The sequence below is a fragment of the Acaryochloris marina S15 genome (genome assembly GCF_018336915.1).
GTDB lineage: Bacteria > Cyanobacteriota > Cyanobacteriia > Thermosynechococcales > Thermosynechococcaceae > Acaryochloris > Acaryochloris marina_A.
The window spans coordinates 168,186-195,090 of the sequence record NZ_CP064925.1 but is presented as its reverse complement, the minus strand read 5'-3'; the positions used below and the strand labels follow the sequence as shown (position 1 = coordinate 195,090).

Sequence of the window (26,905 nt, the reverse complement as noted above, 5' to 3'; positions counted from 1 at the left end):
TGAAAATTATCCTTATACCGCTCCGAATATTCCTTTTAACCACGAAGGTAAAGCACAGTGAAACGAATAACTAAAGACGAGATTGCGATGGCCTTTATGGTCCTATCCGTGGGTTTAATTCCTAGTGCTGCGATCGCAGAAGTCGGAGGACTTAAACCCCTTGCCCGACGCATTCTATGGGGGAGCGCAGCATCTCTAGGTGGGTGCCTGGTTACTGTCCCAAGAATGACCAAAGAGCACTCAAAAATCTGGCACCGGGAAGAACAAGTCAGGGATTACCTTTATTGTCAGATTCACCAGAAATACCCAAGGCATAATGTCAAACGCTTCATAAAAAATGGAGCTGCTTACCTGAGAAAAATCACTCGGCTAAATCTTGATGAAGCTCGTCTACAGCAAATCAATCCAGAGCATACCTATCTCACCATGCTTTGGCTTTATGAAATGGGTGCTTTTTACATTGTTGAAGGCGAAAATCAAAGGATTACATGGCGACTAAATTTTCGAGAAATTCCTTGGTTTTCTAAAGCATATCCTCACGTTCGCGACAAGTGCTTTAGTTGTCGATACTGGGTTGATCCGTCTGGAGAAATTGAAGCTTACGGCAAGGAACCCAGCGAACTAACTTGTGCTGTGAACCCTTTGCACACTGACACTTTCAAAGGCTGTGAGCAATACAAAATCGATGCATTAAAGCCTGATTTATCGCAGTGCATTAACAAAGTTACTAGGTAATACAGAATCCTTCCAGAAAATGAAAGTTAATGAATAGCTTCCAATCCTAAAGACTCAGCGATTTCATACACGATAGGAACGCTTTCAACCGTCCAAAAGCGCATGTCTACAACGTCCTTATGTTTAGCCCAAATATTTCTAACTGTCTCGCCATCTGCCTGAAATTGCTGGTAATCCTCTAGTAGCCCTCTATCTGAGTTCTGGACTAACAGATCTACAATCTCCTGACCACTCAACCCGTGTTCGTCAGTGAAGAAGCCGGGGCAAACAACACCATCCCATTTGGCGATGGTTGCATGGGCTTTATTGCTGAGTGCGCGGACCTGAAGAAAGTCGGTGTAAAGCGATGGATTCTCTCTAATCGCATCAAAAAACGTGCTGTAGAGAGGATTTAGAGTGATTGGATTAGAGTCTAGCATTGGTCGAAGTCCTTGCTATACATGAGTCATCGAATGAAATTACCTAAGATGGATTCTCTAGGGATTTTGAAAGACTGAGCTTTTGGTGTGAGTGGATGGGTGAGAAAATTAATTAGGCAATACAGAATCCCGAGAGAATTTGAAAGGTTGAAAGACTGGATAAATTAATAGGTGTGATATCAGGGAGTTGGTATCAAGTTGCGATCGCATTAACGCATTGCAACCCCCATACTCAAAACGGCACATCATCAATACATGCAATTGCAACACTCCCCCACTCCCAACCCGGAGGTTCATCGTGGTTTTGAGTATTGGGTCATCGCTACCACCCATAGAATCGCTGGACAATGCCCGCCTGGATACTCTCAGTTGCCTGCGGCTCAGGTGATATCAGCGGGTTAAAATCAGCCAACCAGGACGAAACCCGGTCTTGGATCTGGTCTAGTGGCAGTCCTATGCATGGGTCTGGGTGCTGTCCGTAGTCGGTCTGGTGGTCGATCCAGATTTGCTCGTAGTAGCCGAAAAAGGGGTTAGTCATCATTGGGTGACCTCGTTATAATTTAGGCAAGGATTTATTTGCGACCTCTTGGACTGGAAGATCGGGAGGTCGTTTTATTGTTTTTTAGCCATCGGTCAGAATAAGCGGAATCCACTTGAGCATAAGTTTTTGGGACTAATTGCTGTTTTCTCCTGTGTCCACGTATACAGGGTTTTCCCTTTCCAGGGGCTTCATAAACAGGGCAGACGCTGAACATAGAAGTACTAAAGCGCCAATACTGCAACACACGATTACTTTTCTGGTGAGCATAGTTTTTTTACTTTGTGACTGGTGTACTTAACGAATAGCCTTAGCTAGGTAATATGAATTCTCTAGGGATTTCAAAAGACTAAGTTTTGGGTTGGGATGGATGGACGAATGATTGGGTTAGGTAATACAGAATCCCTATAGAATTTGAAAGTTTGAGTGAATCAATAGGTGTGATACCAGGAAGTTGGTATCAAGTTGCGATGCTCGAAGAGCGGCCTTCGGCCATCGCAAAGAACAGCCTTAACTTCTTGCTGTTGTCAGACATGATTATTTACCTTCGACTTGCACAACTGGAGCTGGATTGCTGAGGTTATCTTTAAAGGACAGTCCAAAGAGGGTTAATGCAACGCCGATGCCTATCCCAATCGAGATATGGGTTAGCCTGTACCATTTGTTTTCTCGCTGGATGTCCTTTTCAACTTGTCTCATTCGCAGGGCGCGATCGGCTTGGTCTAACTTCCTTTTGGTCGCCTCTATCTGGGCGAACCGTTGTTTAAGCGCCAAACCGTTTTTTGTTAGATAGGTCTCAAGATAGGAAACTAGTTGCTGCTGGGCAATAGTCCTGCGGGGATCGTTTGACCAAAAATCAAGCTTTGCAATTGCTTTTTTTGCTCTGTCTCAGTACCTCCCTGCATAATTGCATCAGTCCGCTTTTTAAAATCCGCACTTTGCAAGGTTTCACAGACAACCTGACGGTACTCGGCAATATAAATTTCTTGAGCAGTTAATTGATCCGCTGCACCCATAGCGGCAAGTTCTTCAACCGTCTCGCAAAGCTTTTTGGCATTTGCCCGTGCAATCCCTTTCAACAGGTTCACAAGTTCGTTGCCCTCCATGCCAACACCGGACTTTTCTGCAGCTACCTTGATCTCTTGATCGGAGGGGGCCGAAGCTGATTCGATCACAGTTTTAGGTTTCTCCCCTGCCTGAACTCGCTGACACAGAGCTTCAAAACGTTCGCGGTATTGTCCCAGAGTGCTACCCGATCCTGTGATTGCTGAAGCTAGTTCGTCATATTGTTCGGGGGTTAAACCCTGCTTGTGAGCAACGTTCCTTAGATAGCTTTCGGTATAACTCCAGCCGTGGGAGCTGTGACCTGCGTTTACGACCATCAATAGTTCTGACTGGCTATCATCAAACTGGGTCAAACCCTCCCAACCCATAGCCTTCAGGATTTTGTCAAGGGTCTCTTGGGAAACTTCTAATAGTTGGAGGATATCGTCTAGATTGTGCATTGCTTTATTGCCTTTTAGCGAGTTTACGTTTGTTAGTTGGGAAATTGTTTGACGCTGCTTATCGAGTTAATGCACCTATTAATTATTGGTAGGCCTGCGGTTTGGTTTCACTGATGCGATCGCATTGTCGTTACTGCCTTTGACGTGCCAAAAGGACGTTGTTAGGCCTGAGATTGCAATTATTAAGAGGACTTCAAACATCGCCATATCTCCTAAGGTTTGATGAATGCGCGGACGGGGAAAGCACCAAAGATCAGTGCCCTTAATGCAACGAAGAACAAAAGGATCTGCATATATGTGACGATCATCGCTGCCCAAAACATCAGGGCCAGTCCAACGCTTAGGCCCTCCCCCGCAAGCCAGGGGTTGTAGATAGCCCAAAAATACTGGACTGCAAAAGATCTAACCTCGCTTCTATACGTCCGACTGATGCAATCTTTGTCGAGGAGACATTGGCCCGCAGCGCTTAGACCGCCCCCGATCAATGGAGTTGCTACCAGAAGGGAAGGCACAGTACAGAGCAAGATTAGGTTTGTTCGGCCCTGGCCTTTTGACCTGGCTAGTTTTACCTTCGAGGTCAGGACTGATGCTGCCAGTACGATTAAAAATTCGAGCATCGTTGTATCTCCAAAAAATCAACCGAACGGGTCACCAGCGATAGACACAGACGGGGAATCATCGTCTATGTCTTCGGTTCCTTCGCAGTCATTAGCCCAGGTATCAAGACTGGGCTGATCCTCGCCAACAATCTTATTCCCGCCGCTGGCTGTAGCTAAGGCTTCACTATCTAGGGCCAACTTAAAGTGATTGCCTACCGTTGAGAGCCGCTGAACTTCATCAAGGGGCGCTCCAAGTACTGCACTTCCCAGCGGTCCCAAGACTGACCATGCAGCCTGGAAAAACATTTCGTTGAAGCTGCCCCCGTAGTATTTTTTCAGGGCCAAGTAGCGACGGTAGTGCGCGGAATCTTCGGGGTACTGCTTCGATGGTCGGATCGTTTTGATGTCTGATTCTTTAGGCATCACCCAACCCCCTTAATCAATAGATAACTGTCAGTAAACCGATTCTTGTACCCCGTGTACTCTGGCGCATTCAGTTCTGGCAAGGCCCCTGACATCTCTTCAAGTTCATCCTTGAAGAAACGCAGCTTAGTTCCAAACTTGTTTTTTAGCTCTGGCCCCCAGACTGGATGACTGCCCCCAGTCACATAAATCTTGGTTGCAGTCCCCAAGGCTGGAAACCCGTCAAACTTTCTGGAGAGTAGAGGCCAAACTTTAGCCTTTGTATCCTTGAGGATCTGTCTGGCGTTCTTCAATGCTTCCTTATCCGAGAAAGCATGTTTAAACCCATTCTTGTTTCTGACTTCTCTACAGATCAGTGTAGAAAGGATCAGTTCATCTGAAATGTGAATGCCGCATTCACTGATGAGCTTAATCATCCCAAGGTTGGAAAGCGTGAGACTCTTCTGAGCCTGGATTACGCCGTTCAGAACTTGGAGCAACGAGACATCCTTGTGACCAAACATGATCGCCATTGCCCCCTGATCTTGTATCTGTGAAGCAATACCCGATCCTTCAGGCAGTACCCGGACCCGTCGCACTTTCACGTTTGGCTTAAGACCGTTGAATGTTGATCCGTAAATACCTTTCGCCAGGTTCGACTCCAAGGTTTTAAAGTATCGCCGCTCACCTTCAGGTAAAAGCACCGTTAGATCAACATAGCCCTCTAAAAACTGCTCTCGTTCAATGACCTTGCCAAGCATTCCCAGAGTTCTTAGACTGGCTTGCTCTGCTTTGTTCTGATGCAACGAGGTTTCATGTAGTCCGTAAATAGCGCTAGAGCCGACCGTCCATGCTCTACCCTTGTACTCGATTACACAGCTCTCACTGTCCAGGTCTCTAACCTCCTCCTCTTCAACTGCATTATCTTGAGCAATCCACCTGATAGACCCGTCGAGGTCATAACAACCCTTGCCCATGCTTGAGCCTAGATCAGTGCATATCTTTAGTTCTCGATCCATTCCTGAATCTCCTATGTTTGTCGTCCTCACCTATCTATAGGCTTGCAATCAGAAAGACCAAAAACTTTTTTTGAGTGGGCATGGATACTACATTCTGTAGCCTTTTGTAGTGGTCTCCTCAGAAATATTGTGGTACGTTTGAAATTTTTTGTAGTACTTCCAAATTTTTTTAAAAAACCTGAAAAAATGGCCCCAAAACGACCTCAAAGCTTTTGTGTGTCTACGTTTGAGCTACAAAAAACGCCCATTTTCGCGAATTATCGATACCAAGTAGCGCCAAACTACACCAAGTGGCACCAACAAAAATCCGTGCTGGTCTCACTTGGTGAATCCTGGCTTTTATCTGGGGTGTGTTATCTGGAGGCCATACGGGGAAAAGATTTCGGGGATTGCATATCTTGTCTGTGGAGTCGGGGGTGGGGGCATACGGCTAACCGCCATCCTTTGGGGTTACCTCTCGGATCGGGCCAAAAGTCCAAAATCGTGCTTTTCAGTGCTACAGAAAATTTCAAACGTACTACACAAAATTTTTCTTGTCACACAAATGTAGAGCTAATGTAGTATTCAGGAGCGAGAGTTTTTGTCTATTAAAGCGCTACACTCCGAATTAAAGACTTAGCGCACAGCCTATAAATCTCTAAAGTCTTTTCTGAGTATATGTCGTATGATTTTCGATACCGCAATATTATTCTTGTAGTTTTAAATAACTAATGCACCTATGCTTAATTGAAGGCTCAAAAAGTTAAAGCGTTAATGCACCAAAGCTGGTTTTATCCTTCATCCCTTATCCTCTGAACCTCAATTCTTGTTGAAGACTCGCGTATTTTCAGGGATTCCAACAGATAATTAACTGATATCTGCCCTAAAACCGCTATGACTGAACCCATTACCTTGTCAGCCGCAGTAATTTCTGCTCTTGCCTTCCAAAAGTTTGTTGAAGGTGTCGGTTCTGAGACTGGAAAGAAATTTGCTGAACAAGCCTTTGGGTTGATTGATCAGTTGCGAAAAAAAATTGTGGACAAGTTCAAAGGCAATAGAACTGTTGAAACTGCAATTGAAAAGGCTGGCGAAGGAGACAGCGAATCCATCGAAACCATTGGTGATTATCTGAAGATTGCGATGAGGGAAGCCCCGGAATTCGCTCAGGAACTTCAGACACTTGCTCAAGAAATCAATCAATGTGTGATTCAAGATAGCCATGCTCCAATCCAGGTAAATTACGGAAACCAAAACAAGCAGATCAACAACTATGGTGGAGAAAACTATACCGCTGACTCTATCACCGTAAATAAAACATGAGTGGAGTCGTCCGACTGGGACCGGACAAAGTTACATCCCCTTACCGATATACCGAATAACCTACCAGCGAGTGGGGCAGTCACCTTCGTCGGTCGAGACTCCCAGATCAAGCAACTGCATGAGCAACTGCAAAGTAACCAGCGAATCGCTATCACTGCACTTGAAGGGATGGGAGGGATTGGTAAAACTGAACTAGCTTGGAAATATGCTCAACGGTCCTTAATCCAAAATCTCTATTCGGGTGGAGTGTGTTGGTTGCGGTCGCGAGATCAAGAAATCACCACTCAGATTATTGATTTTTCTAAAAGTCATCTGGGAATGAAACCCCCAGATGATCTGGAAGTAGAGGCCCAGGTCAGTTTCATTTGGCAACGATGGCCCCAAGGGGAGGTCCTAATCGTTGTTGACGATGTGGTTGAGTATGAGCTTGTTGCCTCCTGTCTTCCTCTATCGAACCCACGGTTCAAAGTCCTGATCACCACTCGACTTGATTTTGGTGGATCTGTTCGCTCTCTTTGCCTGGAAGAACTCGATAATGAGAGCGCACTAACACTACTAGAAAAGCTGATCGGACAACAACGGGTTCAATCTCAATTAGAAGATGCCAAAACTTTGTGTGGTTGGGTCGGTAACCTGCCCCTTGGACTAGAGCTGCTAGGACGGTCATTAGCTAAAAAGCCAGATTGGTCTATTAAAAAACTAATTGAGCGACTTGAATCCAAGCGACTTGAGGCTAAAGCACTAACAGCAAGAGAATCAGGAATGACGGCTCAGTTAGGAGTAGCTGCTGCTCTAGAGTTAAGCTGGGTAGAGCTAAGTAAGGCAGAGCAAGAACTCGCTTGTCTATTAGGGATGTTTGCAATTGCTCCTATTCCTTGGCATTTGGTTGAAGGATGTCTATCAGATCAGGATCAGGATGATCTGGAAGACATCAGGGATGAAGGTTTAATTGCTAGAAACTTACTCAAACGAGTAGCACAGAGTACCTACCAACTCCATCAAATTGTGCAGGAGTTCTTTCGGATTAAGTTGAATGAGCGCACTGACAAAGGGGAATCCCTTCAAGCAGCTTATTGCACAGCAATGGTTGGTGTTGCTCAGGGTATTAATTACAGTCCAACGATTGATGTGATTGCAGGGATGAGTGCCAGCATTCCCCATCTGGAGGAACTAACCAGACAGTGGATTGACCACCTCAGTGATGATCAATTGATTTGGCCCTATGTCGGTATTGGTCGATTTTATGACGGGCAAGGGAACTATGGATTGGCTTTGCCTTGGTATCAAAAATGCCTGGAACAGACTCAACAGAGATTCGGTAACGAACACCCCTCTGTCGCCACTAGCCTCAATAACCTGGCAGGACTCTACTACAACCAAGGACGGTATGAGGAGGCAGAACCCCTCTATACACAAGCCCTACAGATGAGACAGAAGCTCTTGGGCAATGAACACCCCGATGTCGCGAGTAGCCTCAATAACCTGGCCTTAGTCTACAACCACCAAGGACGGTACTCAGAAGCCGAACCCCTCTATACACAAGCCCTAGAGATGAGACAGAAGCTCTTGGGCAACGAACACCCCGATGTCGCGACTAGCCTCAATAACCTGGCCTTACTCTACGACAACCAAGGACGGTGTGAGAAGGCAGAACCCCTCTTTGTCCAAGCCCTAGAGATGTACCAGAAGCTCTTGGGCAACGAACACCCCTCTGTCGCCACTAGCCTCAATAACCTGGCCTTACTCTACGACAGCCAAGGACGGTACTCAGAAGCCGAACCCCTCTTTGTCCAAGCCCTAGAGATGACACAGAAGCTCTTGGGCAACGAACACCCCGATGTCGCTTTTAGCCTCAATAACCTGGCCTTACTCTACGACAGCCAAGGACGGTACTCAGAAGCCGAACCCCTCTTTGTCCAAGCCCTAGAGATGTACCAGAAGCTCTTGGGCAACGAACACCCCTCTGTCGCCACTAGCCTCCTTAGTCTGGCAGCACTCTACAAAAACCAAGGACGGTACTCAGAAGCCGAACCCCTCTTTGTCCAAGCCCTAGAGATGACACAGAAGCTCTTGGGCAACGAACACCCCTATGTCGCTCTTAGCCTCCTTAGTCTGGCAGCACTCTACAAAAACCAAGGACGGTACTCAGAAGCCGAACCCCTCTTTGTCCAAGCCCTAGAGATGACACAGAAGCTCTTGGGCAACGAACACCCCTATGTCGCTCTTAGCCTCAATAACCTGGCCTTACTCTACGACAACCAAGGACGGTACTCAGAAGCCTACCCCCTCTATGTCCAAGCCCTACAGATGAGACAGAAGCTCTTGGGCAACAAACACCCCGATGTCGCTATATCTATGTGGTGTTTAGGGGCACTCTATCAAAAACAAGGCAGAAATGAGGATGCAGAAGGTCTTTATCGAAAAGCTCTAGTCATTTTTGAGGAAAAACTTGGGAGTAAACATCCCCATACTCAAAGCCTTCGGAACTATCTAGCATCACTTTCTTGATTGGTTTGTGCATTAAAGCTTTAAAACTGGAGGTTTTAAATTGCTTTGTCTACTAATTAAGCAGATGGACAAAATTAATTACATAGAATTTCCAGGTTGTAAACTACCTGAGTCCTCTTTTTTACATCCATTGATTTGATGTCAATTGTCCGTCCTATCTCCACCGAAAGCTTACGCTTATTGCATCGGATTTATCGCTGTAGTCGCCATCATCAGGTCAGACAACGCGCCCATTGCCTCATTTTGTCTGCCCAGGGTGGGAGTCCCTACACCTTAGCCTCCCTTTTTAGTGTGAGTCCTAAAACCGTGTACAACTGGCTTAAGGCTTGGAATAACCGTGGTTTTGCAGGACTCTATAATCGCCCAGGCCGAGGTCGAAAACCGATGTTTAATCCCGACCAACAACAGCAGATTTATGAGTGGACTCAGGCATCTCCCATCCAACTCAATCGGGTGCTAGCTCAGATTGAACAGCAGTGGTCAGTGCGCGTGTCAAAGGCCACCGTTAAACGCGTCTTGAAGCAGATGGATATGAGCTGGCATCGCTTTCGCCAAGGGACATCAGGCCAGCCTTTATATGCCGACTACCTCGAAAAAAACAGCAGTTAGAACATCTCAAGAAACAAGAAGAGAAGGGAGACATCCACCTATTCTTTATGGATGAGAGTGGTTTTTCGTTAGTCCCCTGTATTCCCTACGGATGGCAACCCATAGGGACTTATCTGGAAATACCAACTCGTTCAAGTAAACGCTTGAATGTTCTGGGGTTTTTGAGTCGACGACAAGGGCTACATGCTTATACATCAGAACAGACCATCACCAGTGAGGTTGTCAGTCATTGCATTGATACCTTCTTTACTGACGTGGAGTTGCCCACCGTCATTGTGATGGATCAAGCCCCTATCCATACGAGCCAAGCAATCTATGAGATGAAGGCAGAGTGGGCCGAACGGGGAATTACCTTGTTTGAGTTACCAAGCTATTCTCCCCATCTAAATTTGATTGAGCGTCTGTGGCAATTCATGAAATATCAGTGGATTGAAATGAGTGCCTACTGGGGGTGGTCATCTTTGGTCGAATATGTGGAAAGAGTTTTGAAAACCTATGGCGATGATTATGTAATTAATTTTAGCTAAGTGCTTATTTGAAATTGCCTAAATCCGTAGATAGGAGTGCTATGTCTTTCTATCTGAACAGAGCGCTTTAATGTTCAGTTTTGGTCTTCCCAGTGACACTCCTATAAATAAGGTAAGAATCGGTTTTTTCGATAAATCATGCTAGATGTCACGACCATCAATTCCAACGTTAAGGACGGTGCGAAGTATTATAGCACTACGAAACTGTGTTAGTACTATAAATAGAAGCTATCACTGCAGAAGTATGCCAGCCCCTTATAGTTATGACCTTCGCTGCAAAGCGATTGCTGCGGTCAAGAATGGAGAACGGAAAGTCGACGTATGCCGGATGTTAAACATCAGTCGGAACACCTTGCACTTATGGATAGCGCGAGAGGAATCGACCGGTGATTGTCAGGCCATTACCCACTACCAGCAAGGAGCTCGCCACAAAATTACAGATTGGGAGCGCTTTCGTGAATTTGCTCAAGAGCATGGGGGAAAGACTCAGGCCCAAATGGCTAAATTATGGGTGATAATGTCACCCAGCAAAATATCAGTGATGCCTTGAAGAAATTAGGATTGAGTCGAAAAAAAAGACCTATGGCTATCGAGAACGGGATGAAACGCAACGCCAAGCCTTTATAGAGCGGTTACAGACCAAACATCCTCACCAGATAGTCTATGTGGATGAAGCAGGTATCGATAATCGAGCGGATTATCCCTATGGATATTGCCCCATTGGTCAACGATTCTATGACCTTAAATCAGGCAAGCGGACAGAGCGAGTCAGTTTCATTGCTGCGCTCAAAGAGCGACAGTTATTTGCCCCGATGACTTTCGAAGGGTCTTGCAATCGTTTGTTATTTGAGGCGTGGTTACAGCAGAGTCTCCTGCCCCAGCTACACCCTGGCGATATTATCGTGATTGATAATGCCAGTTTTCACCATGGACAAAGTATCGAAGAAATCGTAGCTGAAGCAGGGTGTGAGATTTGGTATCTACCGAGCTATTCTCCTGATCTCAACAAAATTGAGCGATGGTGGTTTGTACTCAAAAACTGGATGAAGCAGCGATGGGATGAGTTTGACACTTTTCGTGATTGTGTAGATGCTGCCTTTAAGGAGTGTACTAACATATTCCCGTAGTGCTATACACCAAGGAAGAGAGCTACTACAGCCCAAACGAGGAAATTCAGCGGATCACTCAAAACGAATTTATAGGCAGGATGGCACCGAATGACCCTTACTCTGCTGAGCTATTTACGAAGCTGTTTTATGGGGACTATCCAGGCAAGGGGCGAATTAGAAACCAGGTAAAGGGTAAGGGCCAGGAACGCTTAGCCTATGACCTCACCTTCAAGATTCCTGGTAAATCCCTCAGCATGGCTATCCATGCACCCAACGGCGATCACCGTTTATGGGGTGCCCATGTCAAGGCCATTAAAGAAGTGATGCAAATCGTTGAGGATGAATATGCAGCGGCCCGAATTCAGAAGAACAATGACCGTCAAATCGTAAAGACTGGGAACATCGCCGCTGCTCTTATCCACCACCACGAAAGCAGGGCAGGTGATCCGCATGTGCATACCCATGTCGTTTTATTCAACGGAACTCAATGCCCTGATGGTGAATTCAGGGCTTTTTACAAAGAGCTGCTAACGAGAAGCAGTGTTTTAGGGGACATCTACGATCAGAAGATGGCTCTCAAGGTCCAGGCGCTGGGCTATAAGATCCGCGAAACAAAAACCGGGTTTGACCTCGAAGGAGTGACCGATGAGCAGATTAAACAATTCAGTAAGCGCTCAACTGAAATTGAAGACTACTTAAAAGAGAAGGGTTGGGCCAACACCCCAAAAAATCGACAGAAAGCTACCTTTGAGACTCGCATCGGCAAAGACAGCAAAGAGACTTTAGAACATAAGCAGCAACGATGGGGCGAAGAAATGGCCTCAGTCGGTTTCACTGGCATAACCCCATTTGACCAACCTATCAAGCCTGAAAACCAAGAGACACCCCGAGAACTTTTAGACGCTGCATTAGCACACCTGACAGAATATCAATCCTCATTCAACGCCGAGGACATACAGCGGTTTGTGTTCTCTCACCTCCGAAGTTTTGACGAAAAGCCCTTAAATGCTGAGATTGCCAAACACCCGGACCTGATTACTGCCTGGGATGGCCGACTCACAACCCAAGCCGCTGTTGATAGGGACCAACGGATTTTAGACATAGTTCTATCCCCAGATAACCAGGTTGACCCGCTGAACCCAACCGCTGACTTTAGCGACACGATGCTAAACAGTGGTCAGGCCGAAGCCATGAGACGCTTACTCAGCTTTTCGGATCAGTACCAAATCCTAAAAGGACTGGCAGGCACGGGTAAAACAACTGCTCTTGGTCTTGCAAGGGAACAATTACCCCCAGATGTGGATGTTAAAGTTTTTGCGCCCACCCACAATGCAAAACATCAGATTAGTGAGGCATTTGGACTAGAAGGAACAACCATAGCCAGCTTTGTTGTCAGTCCCCCACCGGAAGGGAAAAACCAGCTTTGGATATTTGACGAAGCGGGCATGATTGGATCTGAGGACATGGAGAAGATTCTCCAGAAAGCCGAACAGGTTGGGGCTAGGTGCTGGTTTGTAGGTGACACTGGGCAGAATGCCGCCATATCCGCAGGGGCACCTGTACGAATGCTGATGAATAAAGGCGCAATCGTTCACCGTCTCGACCAAATCATTAGACAGCAAAACAAAGAACAGCTTAGGGCCGTTGAGCTTATCGCCGATGGTCACGGGGTTGAGGCTCTGAGAGCTTTAGAAAAAAATGGAAATATCAGAGAGGTCGAAGACTCAGAAACCAAGCTCACAAGTGCCGTGGCCTATTACATGGAGAAGCCTAAACATCGCCGAGACAAAACCCTCGTAGTCGTGGGGACTAATGCAGAACGGTTTGGCTTTACCAAACTCCTAAGAGCCGAGCTTATCAAGGAAGGCCAGCTTACCAAAGATACTGAATTTACTCAGCTCCAGAGAAGAAACCTCTCCAAGGCCGAGAAGAAACGGGCCGAGAACTACAACAAGGGCGATTTACTGGTACTGCACAAGAAACATAGGCTCTATACCCAGCTTCAGACCCATGTCCCTTATAAAGTCTTGGCCGTGGAGGGCAAAAAACTTAAGGTCCAGTCACCGGGCGGTCGGCATTTCACCATCAATCCTGCAGAGCATAAGCTAACTCAGGTTTACACGACGAGGCGCAATCAGATTGCTGTTGGTGATAAGCTCCGGTTCACTTCAACCAACATGAAGAAGGATATCCACAATAATGCTTTTTTGACCTGTACCGATATCAAAGATCAGATCGCAACGGTCAAAGATAAGCATGGCCGAGTACATCACTTAGACCTAGCCAAGCCCCTACAGATAGATCATGACTGGGCCACGACTACCTATCGATCACAAGGTAGTACCAACTCAGAAACCCTCTACATTGCTAGCCTTAATCCTACCTCAGCCAAAGAATCCTTCTATGTGGCTATCTCCAGGAACAAGACTAAGTATCTGACTGTATTCACTGAGGACCTGAGTAAGCTCCAAGAGTGGGTTGCACAGTCCTATGCTCAAGAGAACGCACTAGAGATACTATTCGATCCTCATGCGGGCTGGAGTCCAACTTATGACAAGGAAGAGCGGCCCTATGGCTTGGATGAGGATACATGGAAGGAAATGAAGGACAGCGGTATTCACCCCGACCTATTGACCTCGAATCATCTCCGAAGTGAGAACCCCGATCCTTATGGCTCCATCCGGGATAATCCTTTAGTTGCCGCTCTCTTAGAAGCCGAATTCACTAAATCTAAGTATGGGGCTGGACAAGAGGTTACAGGCAAGATGAAGGGCCTTCTATACCGAGCTTCCATCGTTGACGGCCATACCCAGTATGACCACGAGAAAGCGTACAGCCACATTGCCGAGGTGGGAGGATGGATCGGGTATGGTGGCACTGATTTACTCTCTGTCATCGAGGGCAATCCTCAACCATCCCAGTATTGCCAAGTGAAACCTAAGACCCCCCGCTTAGACAAAGATGGCGACATCATAAAATACGAGACGCCTAAAGTACCCGGTCAACAAGTCTTTCTACCTGAGATACCTTTGGCAATCGAGGAACGAATTTATCAGCGTAATGGCATCAGTCCAACTGCTGAGGAGCGGTCTAAGGGGGTTTGGTATGTAGCTGACAAATATAACCTACCGATCGTCATTACTGAGGGCCTGAAAAAGACATGGGCATCTTTGAGTCAAGGTCACCTAACCGTAGGCCTACCCGGTGTAACTGCCTTATACAGGGCTAAGAATGAGTATGACAAACGACTGCCCCAACGTGAACCAACAGAGTACGGTGAGGCACTAGCTAAACCGGGTAGGCAAATCACTTTTGCCTTTGACCAAGACACAAAGGTATCGAGCATCCTAAATGTGCGTCGAGATTTGGTGAGAACAATAGAGCTAATGCAGACTAGGGGCGTTGTCTGCAAGATTGCCCAATGGAAGCCAGAGCTAGGGAAAGGCCTGGACGATCTAATTGTGAAAGCTGGCCCGAAAGCCTATAACCTTGCGATCGCAAATGCTGTTAGGCCTGATGCTGAGATTAAGCGTCACTACAGAACCCAGTACAACGCTATTACCAAGAAGGCTATAGAACGATTCGGCGATATGCCTAAAGAAAGGCTGGACATGGAGGTTTACAGCTACTGTATGTCACCTGATAACGGCGCAACGATCAACGATGCCCATCGCTTTATTTCAGCGTCAGACCACATGAGATCGGCTGAACCTGAAGATTATAAGCGGTACTTGTTAGCCATTCACAAGAACCACGACATATACAAAAACATATCAGCGGACAAGAACGCCAATAAGCTGACAACTCGACTGGTAAATCACTCGATTAAAAAGCAATTAGATGATGAACTCAAAAGAAAGGGCCTGCTCAAAGTAGAACAGACCCCAAACCAGTCAAACAATTATTCAATTGGCTATTGAAGCATTAATACGAAGGACCGGGGGCCACCGCCTGTTTTTGGTCCTGCTTTTGGTCCTGTTTTTGGCTGGCCGTCTGACTTTGCTTATTAGCCTGCTGTATCGCATTTTTGGCAGTTCGCTTCACTAAGTTGTCAGCCGTCTTCTGGTTATCTGCTGCTTGTTCCTTATAGAAGGTTGACTGCCTCAACATCCCTCGTTCTTGCGGATTTTGTGGAGAGACCTGAAAGTCATTGCCTGTAACCGTTCATTGATCCAGCAATCAGGAGATTCTGCAGCCAGTTGTTGTGGTATTGAAACCCATTGAGATCTTTGAAGGGAGAACACCGCTCTGGATCTTTTGATGTCGTTCTCTTTCCGTAGGGATGGAAATTCCAGATTAACGCCATGGACCTCAAGTACAATCGAGCAGCATCTTTAGAACCGTGGAAGTACTGCATCGTCCTTAATAGACGGTCTTGATAATTCATTAATCTGTCAACCATGTTGCTGGTTCTAGCTGCATCCGGATAATCGTAAGCAATCTGAAACTGCTTCGATTTCGTCCTCATACCTTCCAACCGTTGGTGGATACTTTTCTGTTTGGTATGACGTTTTGCCCATTCTCTGAGTCGGCGCAAACGTTGGGCAAAGTGGCGTTTTGTTGGACTTTTGTAAGTGTGCCAAAGCCTTCCTGTGAGCTTCTGCCAGAGTGTTTTCTTCTTTCTACAGCGTTTTTGAATATCTAGAACAGAGTGTAAATAGCACAGAATAATAGCGACGCCTGAAAAGATGATCTTCCAAGCACAATGGGACTGCTCCCAGCCATCTAACGTGACCGTTTCTGTTTGATAGCCTGGATTTAGGTTGAGGGCTTCATCTCTAAAAGTGCCATACCCTTTCACCAAGTCAGGAGTTTCAGCACTCTCGACAATATCTACGCCTAGAAAACAGCCAGCACCAACTGTCGTCGGGATGTAGACGCGATCACCTAAAAGCCAACTATGCTTTTCGTCAGCTGTTAGGTTGACTGGAATTGCTTCTGTATCTTTGACAGTGGTTCCCACAATGGAGAGGCGGCCAAGTCCTTGGTAGAGACGATACCAGTAGCTCGGATCATGACCGAAGACATAGGTGAGTGCTTCAAAAGGTACGCCAAAGCGCCTAAGATACATGGCCTTCTCAACCTCATCAGTCATCCCCACCATGTAAGGCAGCAGAAAAGCGGGGCGGATTTGATACACCGCTTGATTGGCGACCAATTTGATTCTACGAGTCGTGATATCCAGCTTCTTGGAATAGACGGAATCATGAAGCCAGTAACCTCCACAAATGTTGGAGGGAAAGAGTTCAGGGTGCTTTGCTATGAGTTCATCCAGTTTTTCCCGGAAGGCACTTCCTTTAGTGATCAGTTTCCGGTAATCGGCTTCAGAAGAAAAAGGAAGGCAAATGGTTTTGTGTCCGGAACTGGTGATTTCCATGATGACCAAGGGTATGAGCATCATGGACTCTACATGCTACGGAACACTGTTGTGAAAAGGGGTTGAGTAATTCACCCCACAAAATCCGTAAGAACCAGGGACATCAGGGTTTGAAGTATCGCCTGCTCCTCTAACGCCGACCAATCGATCCGTCAAATTATGTCTCTTAGGCGATTTACCCAATGGGACCACCGAACTTGCGGAAAGTACAGTGACACTTAGAAGCAATGAGATATAACCGACTCCATAACTTAGATGGGGCAGGGGGATGTAGTTTAAAGAATACTTGTTGTACATTTCTTATACACAAATTTCTTTTGCGAAGACATCATATTAAACATCCATATTCCATAATAGATTTATAAGCTAGACACAAGATATTGACTAGCCATATATTGTGGATTATCTTGAATTTTGCATGACAAATTTTTATTAATAAACTCAAAATTTTTAATCTTAATTAGCTGCACAAAAATACATCTATACATGTACAGCATTAAGAGCTTAAAACTAATTTAAGTAAAATAATATTTATCAGATTATATATAAGTTTCCTATACCTGGATCGATCTCAATGTTTATAGCATTGAGATTTTTTTATATGTGAGATTAATATCAAGGTTAGCATCAAATTTATCTGACTAATTTAGTTAAGTCGTCATGCTCTAAAAAGCCTTTAATAGCTTATGGATAGATGATTCCACAGTCTATTAGATTTTATGTAGGCTGTCGTTTTTAGATGTCTTAAGGGTTAAGACTCCGATATGTCATATATCGAGGAGCTGGCCTCCTATATGAAAAAAAGTAAATCCAGGAAGAAATAGAGAGTTGATCGCGAAGCTAATATATACCTAAAAAAGATATTCTTAGATCTCGCGATATCTGACACTAAATGAAATCTTGAAATTATTAAAATCTTGAAATATTGTCGTGAAAAGAATCTTGAGAGATCAGAAGAAGACATAAGTTTTTCTTATTAAGAAGTTCCTTGACATTCAAGGTAGCTACAACGATTAGTCTGTATTTAAGTTCGAGTCAAAAACAAATCAATTTTTTGCCACACTGCCTAGATGAATTACATCAGATATTACGTGCTCTCCGCTAGAGCATGAATTCTAAATCAATCATCACTGCGATAGCTCTCAAAAAGCTCTTGATATAAATTTGGCAATCCTTTTGGCTTCTTGCCCAAAGCATCAACTTTCAGGGAGAAGCCAGCCACTCTAATTGATAGTGACTGACTTCACCATTCATAAATTTCGTTTACACACAGGAGTGCCATCATGCCTAAGTCCACAACTAAAGGAAACAAAGGTCAATCTAAACTGGGCATGGGACAACCCGATGCTTTAGACCTCACCTCAAACCAAGGAAACTTGGGTTTGACCTCTAATCCCGTTTCCTCACCTAGCAATACAGGCATCGATACCTCTAATTCCACACCAACAACACTATTCCCTGGAAAAGGGAAGGGCTTAGGCTTAGGGAATGGCTTCACTCCTCCTGGACTAGACAAGCCCAAACCTGAAAACTGGCAGCGAGGCCACAGCATCAAAGGCCAAGGGTGGGAAAAGAACTTTGGGGATGGTGTCACCGTTGATGATGATCTCGACACTGGGATTCATCCTGACTCTAAAGCCAACTGGAGCATGGTCTTTAATGATGAATTCAATGGTACAGAGCTAGATCGCACCAAGTGGGACACCGAGTACTACTACGGCAGCCGCACCAACTCCTTCAATAACGAACTGCAATATTACACCGACGGCGGTAACTTCGAATTCAATGACGGTGTAATGTCCATCGTTGCTAAAGAAGAAACCGTCGAAGGAGAGACCTGGTTTGACTCTGGTAAAACCTTTGACTATACCTCAGGCATGATCTCAGGTCATGACAGCATGTCTTTCACATATGGTTACTTTGAAATCAGTGGCCAATCTCCTACGGGGCAAGGACTATGGCCAGCCTTCTGGATGCTGCCTGAATCCGGTGAGTGGCCCCCCGAAATTGACATCATGGAAATCTTGGGCGACGACACCAGCACAGCCTACACCACTGTTCATTATCAAGATCCCAGTCAGCCCGGTAATCACGGCATGGAAGGTAGCTGGTTTAGTGGCATTGACTTTGCGGATGGCATGCACACCTTTGCAGTGGACTGGCAACCCGGTGAATTGACTTGGTTTATCGATGGCATGGAAGTCTTCAATACGACTGAGAACGTTCCTGACCAACCCATGTATATGTTGGCGAACTTAGCCGTAGGTGGCAACTGGCCCGGATCTCCTGATGATACTACCGAGTTTCCCAGCAGCTTTGATATTGACAATATCCGGGTTTACCAAGATTCAACCTCTGCTGCGAGTGGTTTGACGGGTGGTTCCGCTGATGACACCCTTTCCCGTGTCGGTGAAGGATTCCTAGAAGGTCGTGGGGGAGATGATACCCTCATCGGTGGAACGGGTTCTAACCGCCTAGTGGGTGGTACAGGTAACGATACCCTGATTGATTTAGAAGGGTATGACACCTTCACGGGTGGAATCGGCAATGATCTGTTTGTCTTAGGAGATGCCAGTGGCTCTGCGTATGACTCTCCTGTTTATGATGGATTTGCTGTCTTAACGGACTTCAATGCGGCTGACGATATGATTCAGCTAAGCGGCAATGCCAACAAATACAGCTTAGGAGCAGCCTCTGAAGGTGACGTCTCTGGTGCTGGTATCTATCGTGGCAATGATCTAATTGCCATTGTTGAAAATACAGCTGTGGAATCCCTGAATCTAGATGCATCCTATGTGAGCTATGTCTAATCACTAAGTAGTCAAAAAAGGCCCAAAGTCTCGAAAACAGATTTTTGGGCTTTGAGGGGATCGAGAATTGAGGAACAAGTCATGGACTCTTTTACGGGGAATTTACCCCGACTAGATTCAAACCAATGCCTGCATAGAACAGGCTCAGAATGGCTGATTATCAAGAAGGAAGCGAAATAGTAAATACACTGCCTTGCCCCATCTCACTATCAAGGGCAAGTTGCCCCCGGTGCCGTTGCACAATTGCTTTAGCAATGGCAAGTCCTAACCCCATACCCCCAGTTTGACGAGAGCGATCGCTGTTCACTCGATAAAAGCGTTCAAAAACATGGCTTTGCGCTTCTAGAGGAATGCCAATTCCCGTATCTTTGACGGCAATAGTGGCAATACGATCGTGAGCAGCTAAACACACCATGACCGAACCACCTGGTGGCGTGTACTGAATCGCATTGGCCATCAGGTTAGACACCAGGCGATAGAGTTGCGATTCCTGACCCATGATGCGGATTTCGATATCGGGTATCTGATGATTGAGATGGATTTGGGTTGTGGCAGCTAACTCTGCAAATTCCTCTGCCAAGTCGGCAACGATATCGTTCAAGCAGCAAGGTTGGGGCGGTTGTGCCGTAGTATTTTGCTCCAGACTGGTCAACAAGAGAAGATCGGTCACAAGCTGACTTAAACGATGACCCTGACGCTCCACCGTTTTCAACAACGTTGGCACTTGTTCCGACTGTGTTGGTGGTAGACGGAGAATAGCTTCTACCGTAGCAAGAAGGCTGGCAAGGGGCGACCGCAACTCATGGGCAGCATTGGCGGTAAACTGCTGCTGCTGTCGGTAGGACTGATAAATCGGCTGCATTGCCCTACCCGATAGCCACCAACTCGAAACGGCAACCAACCCCAATGCCAAGGGTAAGCCCCCAATTAAAATCCACTGCAACCGCTGCCGTTCTGCATCAAAAGCGGCAAGGGTCCGTCCCACCTGAAGATATCCCCAGGAGGGAGCTTTGTGAGGTTCCTCATCGAGAGCATGGGTGTGGGCCGCACCGTGAAGAATGGTGGTGAACTGGTGATAGCGGTGGCTATCTTTGGTTTGTAGGGTTTGCCAGGTATCGGGGTTTAGGGTGGAAGACAGCGATTCTGGCTGATTGGGGGAATAGGCCAGCAGGTTTCCCTGGTTATCGAATAGGCGAATGTAATACGTGGTCCGATCGCTAATTCCTAAGGTGTGGCGTTGAATCAGAGATGGATTAGGTTCACAGGGTTGCTCTACTACACACAGATCAGGAAAGATTTGCTGCAGCACCCCTGTCGGGTCTTGTGCAGGGGGCAGCATTGGTTCTAGGCTATCGTGCAACGTCCCCGCACTGGACTCAATTTCACGCTCTAGTGCGGCCCAGTTCGCTTGCACCAGAATGTGGGCCATTCCCAAGCCCAATAGGCCCAAAATCCCTCCCATGACCAGGGCATACCAGGCGGCTAACCGCAGGCGACTCCGACGAAAAAGCTGTTGGCTATTCATGGGGATATCCTAAAGCGATATCCCTGCCCCGGTACTGTTTCGATGGGACAATCGCAGTCATAGCGGTCAAACTTGCGGCGCAACAGGCGGATCTGAGCGGCGACGACATTACTGATGGGTTCTTCGTCAATGTCCCATAACTGGGAGCGTAGCTTACTGCCGGGGATGATACGATCACAATTTTCCATCAGGTAGGCCAACACCTGAAACTCTTTCAGTGTGAGAGGAATCTCCTGGACAGGCTGATCGGGGAGGTCGATTTGAAGCAGCGTGTTAGCATCATCTAGGGTAAAAACACCCACGGTTAACTGTTGGGGCTTTAACTGGGGAGATCGCCGCTGTAAGGCCCGCAGTCGTGCTAACAGTTCCTCCATGACGAAGGGTTTCACCAAATAATCGTCGGCTCCCGCATCCAGCCCAGCGATGCGATTTTCAGGTTGTCCCAAAGCAGTCAGCATCAACACTGGGAGTGGATTTTGACGTGCTCTGAGTCGCTGACATAGCTCTAGGCCGGAGAGTTCTGGCAGCAGCCAGTCAAAAATCGCCACAGTGTAATCCGTCCACTGGCTTTCCAAGCAGTGCCATGCTTGCGCCCCGTCAGTAACCCAGTCCACCACGTACTTTTCCCCGACCAGCACTTGCTTAATCGCCAGTCCCAAATCTTCTTCGTCTTCTACCAGTAGAATCCGCATAGCACCGAAGCTATAGATCTACAGATAAAGATCCGTGATTAGCTAGGCAGCTTGTGTACCCAAGGTTTTGCAATATTTGCCCATTAAGACAGTAATTTCATTGGGAGTCTGACTAAAGTACAGTAGCCCCTCATCGACCTGCTGAACTAAGTCATCAAATTGCTTGAAGAACCGTAGGTGTGTGCTGCGTTTTTTGAGTTTCTTCCACAAGAATTCAATTGGGTTGAAGTCAGGAGAATATGTGGGTAATTGGAAAGGAGTAAGGCGAGCGGATTGCTGGTCAAAGAACTGCTTAGTTGCTTTACTGGTGTGATATCTAGCCCCGTCCTGAATGAGAATAATATGCTTGTGAGTCTGCTGGAGTACTTGAGTTAGAAAAGCAGTATACCCTTCAGAATTGAAGCGTCCCGTCTGACCTTGATAGAAGAACTGACCAGAATGATAATCAATTAATCCAAACACCTTGTAAGCCTTCCGTTTACCACTGGTGGGCAATGTTGGCTGGTCTCCACGAAGACTCCAGGTGTAGCTTAACGACCCCCACTGCGCAAAACTGGCCTCATCCCCAAATAAAATTAGGGCATCTTTGGCTGCTGATAAACGCAAAATCTCAGGCCATTTGTGTGTCATCCATTCTTGTCGCTTGGCTTCATTGAGATGAGCTGCAACAAACCGTGCTCTTTGAAATGAAAAGCCTAAGTTCCTCAGTAGAGTACTCACATAATGGGGATGATAGGAAACATTGAAGCGTTTCGCAATCAGGTCTTGAACCATTAATGCACTCCAACAACCACACTCGTATCCAGCTTTGAGCGGACCTGCTTTAATCCATGACTTGAGCTGTTGTCGTTGCCGTGGAGTGAGTTTGCTGCGACGTCCTTGAGACGCTTTGTATCTAAAGCTAGCGATACCTCGTTTTAGAAATGCATGCAGATAATCCCTGATCGTTTGTTCGCCTAGTGCCAATGTTTCAGCTACCTGTGCCACTGAACCACCTTGACCAAGCTGCAATAAAGCACTAATACGTTTGACCAGACGTAAATTCTGACTCCCGTATGCCTGGCGCAGTTTAGCTTCAATCTTTTTGCGTGTTGATTGGGTAAAGCGCAGTTTGAATTGTGCGAGCATACTGGATGACCTCTGATAATCTTGAAATCCTTGCCAGAGCTAAGAGTATCAGGAGCTAGTTACTATATTTAATGAAGATGTAGTGTCGCTAAAACCACGGATGCTTTTCTGAAGATCTATATCCACCACGAAGCCGATTCTACCGGAGTCGTGCTCATTTCATCTGATTTTCATCTGCCCTGTGGCATCCTGTTGGGGATTTTGCTGCGTGCTGTCGAAAATTGCGAGGAAATACCATGAAGCAGTTGCCCTTATTGAGTTCTATTCTAGCCTTGAGCCTTGCTATGAGCACACCTGCTGCCCTGGCCCACGTGGGTCATGGCGATGAGTTCCAGGCTGAAGGCGGCGTGAATCGCGTCGAGGTCAACACTCAAACCGATTCGTTGCTCGGCATTAAGGTCACCTCTATTGAGCCTGCCGCTGATGCTAGTGGTACTGTCATGATTCCCGTGACTGCTCTGGTCGAAGATAACGGTCGGCAATTGGTATTTGTGCAGTACGAAAATTTCTATGAGCCGGTGCCCGTCACCACAGGAGCAACCAAAGGCGAAATGGTCGAAGTTTTGGAAGGGTTATCGGTTGATGAGCAGCTAGTGACTGAGGGCAGCTTGTCTCTGTATGCTGAGTCTCGCAAAACTCAAGCTACAGAAGCAGCGCCTGCAACCAATGAAGCTCATGCTCAGGCCGACGAGAAAGGCGATATGGTCAAAGGCGATCCCAGTGAAGCTGCCACCGCTGAAAAATCTGGTGGTATGCCTAAGACTCTGCTGGCTGCAGTGGGAGGCGGCATTGGGTTATCTGTCGTGGCGATTGTGTTGATCAGCAACGGTCGTAAAAAGAAAAACACCCTCTCATAAGACACCTATTCCAACAGTTAGGGGAAATTCTCGATAGATGCTGAATGCACTTCTGAATCAAATTCTCAAAAATTCCATTGCTCAGCGATGGTTCATTGTCGCGGGGGCGATCGCGGTCACGATTTGGGGTATCTTCAGCGTCACCCAAATGCCACTGGATGTGTTCCCATCCTTCGCCCCGCCCCAGGTAGATATCCAGGTGGAAGTCATCGGCCTAGCCCCTGAAGAAGTGGAAACTCAGATCACCGTGCCCATTGAGAGTTCGGTCAATGGCTTGCCAGGGGTAACGACGGTGAGATCGTCCTCAAAGGTGGGTCTGTCGATGGTCAGCGTCGTGTTTGATCAAGATGCCGACATCTATCAAGCACGCCAAGCCGTGACTGAACGCTTGCAACAGGTCACCAGCCAACTCCCCGAAAATACTCATCCGCCAGAAATCTCACCGTTGGTGTCACCGTTGGGCACGATTTTGCAGTACGCCTTCACCGTTGATGGTCAAGGACAGACGTCCATGATTGATCTGCGTCGCCTGGTAGATGTCACCCTGAGAAACCAGATTCTCTCAGTCCCAGGCGTTTCCCAGGTGACGATTTATGGGGGTGATGAGCGACAGGAACAGATCCTGATTGATCCTGCAAAGCTGAGGGATCTCAACGTATCCCTCAATGAAGTCACTACTGCTGCTACCGGTGCCAATTCCAATGCGCCAGGTGGCTTCTTGATTGGAGGGGGCCGGGAACTGCTAGTGCGAGGCATGGGGCAAATTCAATCCATTGAGGACTTGCAGGGATCGGTCGTCAAGATACAGAATGACCAGCCGATTTTGCTACGGGATGTGGCCACTGTGCAGACTGGAGCCGCTCTGAAGCGGGGTGATGCCAGCCTGAATGGTCAGCCAGCGGTGGTGTTGATGATTAATAAGCAGCCAGCAGTGGATACACCCACCGTCACTAAAACAGTTGAGGATGTGATCGCTGATTTGCGAGCCACCTTCCCAGGAGATGTGCAGGTGACCCGCACGTTTCGGCAGGCTAACTTCATTGATTTGGCTATTCGCAATGTCAGCGGCTCTCTCCTGCAGGGGGTGGTGATCGTATCAGTGATCCTGTTGCTGTTTTTGATGAACTGGCGCACGGCGATTATCACCCTCAGCGCCATTCCTCTATCGCTGCTGATTGGCCTACTGTTCATGAAAGCCTTTGGCCTGGGCATCAACACGATGACCTTGGGGGGGCTCGTAGTTGCCATCGGCTCGGTGGTGGACGATGCAATTGTGGATATGGAGAACTGCTATCGTGGTCTGCGCCAGAATCAGGCCCAGGGCAATCCCAAACCTTCTTTTCAAGTGGTGTTTGATACCTCAGTTCAGGTACGGCTAGCAGTGATTTTTTCCACGGTGATTATTGTCGTCGTGTTTGCTCCTATCTTTAGCTTGACCGGGGTGGAGGGTCGCATCTTTGCCCCAATGGGACTGGCCTATCTGTTCTCAATTCTGGCTTCCACTCTAGTGGCGATGACCTTATCGCCTGCCCTCTGTGCCATTTTGCTAGCAAATCAGAATTTGCCCCAGGAAGGTACGTTCGTGTCACGATTGGCCGAACAGCTCTATCGACCGCTGCTGAGGTTGTCAATGCGAGTCCCTCAGCTTATTCTCGCCCTGGCTCTAGCGGCCTTGGTGGCAGTCGCAGTGATCGTGCCGTCATTGGGGCGGGTGTTTCTGCCAGAGTTTCAGGAAACATCTCTTGTAAATTCAATGGTGCTGTTTCCCGGCATCTCGCTGGATATCACCAATGGCGCGGGCAATGCCCTGGCCAACTCTTTGAAGGACAATCCTCTGTATAAATGGGTGCAGGTAAGGGCTGGTCGTTCTCCGGGCGATGCTGATGGTGCGGGTGTGAACATGGCCCACGTCGATATCGAACTCAGCGACCAAGCCTTGAAGGATCGGGACGCTAGCGTTAAGCAACTGCGAGAAGCATTCCTGAAACTGCCTGGGGTCGCGCCTAACGTGGGTGGGTTTATCTCTCACCGGATGGATGAGGTCCTCTCTGGGGTACGGAGCGCAATTGCGATCAAAATCTTTGGTCCGGACCTGGCCGAACTTCGGAGTATTGGTGAACAGGTACGCGATACCGTCGAACCGATTGCAGGGATAGTGGATTTACAGCTTGAGCCTCAACTGCCCATTCGCCAGGTGCAGATTCAGTACGATCGGAAAGCCGCAGCGGGCTATGGTCTGACGATGGCCCAACTCTCGACCGTGGTGGAAACGGCCCTGAACGGTCGGGTTGTTTCTCAGGTGCCAGAAGATCAGCAGTTGATTGATATTACCGTCACATTGCCCGAATCGGCTCGCAGTAGCTTGGATGCCATCAGTGCCATTCCCCTTTCGACATCAACAGGAGAAGTGATTTCACTAGGTGATGTGGCTAAGGTTGGCTATGGTATGGGGGCAAATGTCGTCAACCGCGAAGATGTGTCTCGCCTGATTGTGGTGTCGGCAAACGTTTCTGATCGAGATCTGGGCAGCGTCGTTAGTGATATCCAAACCCAGATCCAAGAGAAGGTGCAATTGCCCAAAGGCTACTTCATTCAGTATGGTGGGCAGTTCGAGGCAGAGCAAAGCGCCACTAATAATCTGTTGGTGTACAGCATTCTGGCGGCGATTGCGATTGCGGTGCTGATGTTCCTCTCCATCAAATCCCTCCCTGCAACCGTGGCGATCATGATCAACCTACCCCTAGCACTGGTAGGGGGAATCGTCTCTATCCTATTGACAGGTGGTGTTATGTCAGTAGCCTCATTGATCGGTTTCATCACCCTGTTTGGGGTGGCCGTTCGCAATGGTTTATTGCTGGTGGACAATTACAACAGCAAGTTTGCTGAGGGATTGCCACTCCAGAAAGCGGTGTTCCACGGTTCACTAGAACGAGTAAACGCCATTCTGATGACAGCCTTGACCTCAGCCCTGGGGATGTTGCCCCTGGCAATCACCAACGGTGCAGGCAACGAAATCCTCCAGCCATTGGCGATTGTTGTCCTGGGAGGGTTGTTCACCTCCACAGCTCTCACTTTGCTGGTGATTCCGGCCCTCTATGCCCGGTTTGGTCGCTGGTTTATGCCCAAGCCTATCCGGACAGATATAAAGACAGCACAGGCCCATAACAGTGCATCAATATCGAAAGTCATTGACTGATAGTACTCCCGTATTTTGCTGAACTGAGGTCGGGATTGGTTTCAGGCAAGG

Annotated in this window: 18 protein-coding genes and 1 pseudogene; 9 read left to right on the top strand and 10 right to left on the bottom strand. The window is 47.3% G+C overall.

What is annotated here, in order from left to right:
- Positions 1 to 57 precede the first annotated feature (57 nt).
- The gene (locus tag I1H34_RS29285) at positions 58 to 735 is read left to right on the top strand and encodes a hypothetical protein (RefSeq protein ID WP_212666860.1); all 678 of its coding nucleotides are present in this window, start codon (positions 58 to 60) and stop codon (positions 733 to 735) included.
- A gap of 26 nt (positions 736 to 761) precedes the next feature.
- Here the strand turns inward: I1H34_RS29285 and I1H34_RS29280 are convergent, their stop codons facing one another.
- From I1H34_RS29280 to I1H34_RS29260, 5 genes are all read right to left on the bottom strand, one after another.
- The gene (locus I1H34_RS29280) at positions 762 to 1,154 is read right to left on the bottom strand and encodes a hypothetical protein (protein ID WP_212666859.1); all 393 of its coding nucleotides are present in this window, start codon (positions 1,152 to 1,154) and stop codon (positions 762 to 764) included.
- 1,075 nt (positions 1,155 to 2,229) lie between these two features.
- Complete coding sequence (locus I1H34_RS29275; RefSeq protein WP_212666858.1) at positions 2,230 to 2,466, bottom strand: hypothetical protein; 237 nt, start codon at positions 2,464 to 2,466, stop codon at positions 2,230 to 2,232.
- A 35-nt stretch (positions 2,467 to 2,501) separates the two neighbouring features.
- Positions 2,502 to 3,197: a hypothetical protein gene (locus I1H34_RS29270; RefSeq protein WP_212666857.1), complete on the bottom strand. Its 696-nt coding sequence runs from the start codon at positions 3,195 to 3,197 to the stop codon at positions 2,502 to 2,504.
- 635 nt (positions 3,198 to 3,832) lie between these two features.
- Entirely contained in the window at positions 3,833 to 4,219 is a 387-nt protein-coding gene (locus I1H34_RS29265) for a hypothetical protein (RefSeq protein WP_249370282.1), read from the bottom strand.
- Complete coding sequence (locus I1H34_RS29260) at positions 4,219 to 5,217, bottom strand: ParM/StbA family protein (protein ID WP_212666855.1); 999 nt, start codon at positions 5,215 to 5,217, stop codon at positions 4,219 to 4,221. The genes I1H34_RS29265 and I1H34_RS29260 overlap by 1 nt, the downstream gene beginning before the upstream one ends.
- Before the next feature lie 873 nt (positions 5,218 to 6,090).
- Between I1H34_RS29260 and I1H34_RS29255 the strand changes: the two genes are divergently transcribed.
- The 5 genes and pseudogenes from I1H34_RS29255 (at position 6,091) to mobF (ending at position 15,189) form a co-directional block, all read left to right on the top strand.
- Complete coding sequence (locus tag I1H34_RS29255) at positions 6,091 to 6,516, top strand: hypothetical protein (RefSeq protein ID WP_212666854.1); 426 nt, start codon at positions 6,091 to 6,093, stop codon at positions 6,514 to 6,516.
- Positions 6,517 to 9,024 (top strand): tetratricopeptide repeat protein, encoded by a 2,508-nt coding sequence (locus I1H34_RS29250; protein ID WP_283250075.1) that lies wholly within the window; start codon positions 6,517 to 6,519, stop codon positions 9,022 to 9,024.
- A gap of 138 nt (positions 9,025 to 9,162) precedes the next feature.
- Positions 9,163 to 10,160, top strand: a protein-coding gene (locus tag I1H34_RS29245) for an IS630 family transposase (protein WP_212666853.1) whose coding sequence is annotated in 2 segments (ribosomal slippage) — positions 9,163 to 9,616 and positions 9,616 to 10,160 — 999 coding nt in all. Because the reading frame shifts where the segments join, the coding sequence is not laid out codon by codon here.
- A 244-nt stretch (positions 10,161 to 10,404) separates the two neighbouring features.
- Positions 10,405 to 11,287, top strand: a pseudogene (locus I1H34_RS29240) (IS630 family transposase).
- Positions 11,287 to 15,189: a MobF family relaxase gene (gene mobF / locus I1H34_RS29235; RefSeq protein WP_249370281.1), complete on the top strand. Its 3,903-nt coding sequence runs from the start codon at positions 11,287 to 11,289 to the stop codon at positions 15,187 to 15,189. The pseudogene I1H34_RS29240 and the gene mobF overlap by 1 nt, the downstream one beginning before the upstream one ends.
- A 4-nt stretch (positions 15,190 to 15,193) precedes the next feature.
- Here the strand turns inward: mobF and I1H34_RS29230 are convergent, their stop codons facing one another.
- Together I1H34_RS29230 and I1H34_RS29225 are read right to left on the bottom strand one after the other, a co-directional pair.
- The gene (locus I1H34_RS29230) at positions 15,194 to 15,379 is read right to left on the bottom strand and encodes a hypothetical protein (RefSeq protein ID WP_212666852.1); all 186 of its coding nucleotides are present in this window, start codon (positions 15,377 to 15,379) and stop codon (positions 15,194 to 15,196) included.
- 37 nt (positions 15,380 to 15,416) lie between these two features.
- Entirely contained in the window at positions 15,417 to 16,670 is a 1,254-nt protein-coding gene (locus I1H34_RS29225; protein ID WP_212666851.1) for a hypothetical protein, read from the bottom strand.
- A gap of 1,259 nt (positions 16,671 to 17,929) precedes the next feature.
- Here I1H34_RS29225 and I1H34_RS29220 point away from each other — a divergent pair.
- Entirely contained in the window at positions 17,930 to 19,456 is a 1,527-nt protein-coding gene (locus I1H34_RS29220; protein ID WP_212666850.1) for a family 16 glycosylhydrolase, read from the top strand.
- Between the two features lie 160 nt (positions 19,457 to 19,616).
- On the opposite strand, the gene rppB is transcribed toward I1H34_RS29220, so the two are convergent.
- Genes rppB through I1H34_RS29205 form a run of 3 tightly spaced genes read right to left on the bottom strand, consistent with a single transcriptional unit; the run spans position 19,617 to position 22,801 of the window.
- Positions 19,617 to 20,981, bottom strand: a complete 1,365-nt coding sequence (rppB, locus tag I1H34_RS29215; protein WP_212666849.1) for a two-component system sensor histidine kinase RppB — start codon at positions 20,979 to 20,981, stop codon at positions 19,617 to 19,619.
- Complete coding sequence (rppA, locus tag I1H34_RS29210) at positions 20,978 to 21,673, bottom strand: two-component system response regulator RppA (protein WP_212666848.1); 696 nt, start codon at positions 21,671 to 21,673, stop codon at positions 20,978 to 20,980. The genes rppB and rppA overlap by 4 nt, the downstream gene beginning before the upstream one ends.
- A 42-nt stretch (positions 21,674 to 21,715) precedes the next feature.
- Positions 21,716 to 22,801 (bottom strand): IS630 family transposase, encoded by a 1,086-nt coding sequence (locus I1H34_RS29205; RefSeq protein WP_212662243.1) that lies wholly within the window; start codon positions 22,799 to 22,801, stop codon positions 21,716 to 21,718.
- Between the two features lie 236 nt (positions 22,802 to 23,037).
- Between I1H34_RS29205 and I1H34_RS29200 the strand changes: the two genes are divergently transcribed.
- Together I1H34_RS29200 and I1H34_RS29195 are read left to right on the top strand one after the other, a co-directional pair.
- Positions 23,038 to 23,658 (top strand): efflux RND transporter periplasmic adaptor subunit, encoded by a 621-nt coding sequence (locus I1H34_RS29200; RefSeq protein ID WP_212666847.1) that lies wholly within the window; start codon positions 23,038 to 23,040, stop codon positions 23,656 to 23,658.
- 37 nt (positions 23,659 to 23,695) lie between these two features.
- Positions 23,696 to 26,854 (top strand): efflux RND transporter permease subunit, encoded by a 3,159-nt coding sequence (locus I1H34_RS29195; protein WP_212666846.1) that lies wholly within the window; start codon positions 23,696 to 23,698, stop codon positions 26,852 to 26,854.
- The last annotated feature ends 51 nt before the right edge of the window (positions 26,855 to 26,905 follow it).

Excerpts from the sequence above, each read along its gene's own strand:
- I1H34_RS29225 (WP_212666851.1), bottom strand. The coding sequence starts at position 16,670 with ATGATGCTCATACCCTTGGTCATCATGGAAATCACCAGTTCCGGACAC.
- I1H34_RS29255 (WP_212666854.1), top strand. The coding sequence starts at position 6,091 with ATGACTGAACCCATTACCTTGTCAGCCGCAGTAATTTCTGCTCTTGCC.
- I1H34_RS29220 (WP_212666850.1), top strand. The coding sequence starts at position 17,930 with ATGCCTAAGTCCACAACTAAAGGAAACAAAGGTCAATCTAAACTGGGC.
- I1H34_RS29200 (WP_212666847.1), top strand. The coding sequence starts at position 23,038 with ATGAAGCAGTTGCCCTTATTGAGTTCTATTCTAGCCTTGAGCCTTGCT.
- I1H34_RS29280 (WP_212666859.1), bottom strand. The coding sequence starts at position 1,154 with ATGCTAGACTCTAATCCAATCACTCTAAATCCTCTCTACAGCACGTTT.
- rppB (WP_212666849.1), bottom strand. The coding sequence starts at position 20,981 with ATGAATAGCCAACAGCTTTTTCGTCGGAGTCGCCTGCGGTTAGCCGCC.
- I1H34_RS29205 (WP_212662243.1), bottom strand. The coding sequence starts at position 22,801 with ATGCTCGCACAATTCAAACTGCGCTTTACCCAATCAACACGCAAAAAG.
- I1H34_RS29195 (WP_212666846.1), top strand. The coding sequence starts at position 23,696 with ATGCTGAATGCACTTCTGAATCAAATTCTCAAAAATTCCATTGCTCAG.
- I1H34_RS29270 (WP_212666857.1), bottom strand. The coding sequence starts at position 3,197 with ATGCACAATCTAGACGATATCCTCCAACTATTAGAAGTTTCCCAAGAG.
- I1H34_RS29260 (WP_212666855.1), bottom strand. The coding sequence starts at position 5,217 with ATGGATCGAGAACTAAAGATATGCACTGATCTAGGCTCAAGCATGGGC.
- rppA (WP_212666848.1), bottom strand. The coding sequence starts at position 21,673 with ATGCGGATTCTACTGGTAGAAGACGAAGAAGATTTGGGACTGGCGATT.
- I1H34_RS29230 (WP_212666852.1), bottom strand. The coding sequence starts at position 15,379 with ATGTTGAGGCAGTCAACCTTCTATAAGGAACAAGCAGCAGATAACCAG.
- I1H34_RS29265 (WP_249370282.1), bottom strand. The coding sequence starts at position 4,219 with ATGCCTAAAGAATCAGACATCAAAACGATCCGACCATCGAAGCAGTAC.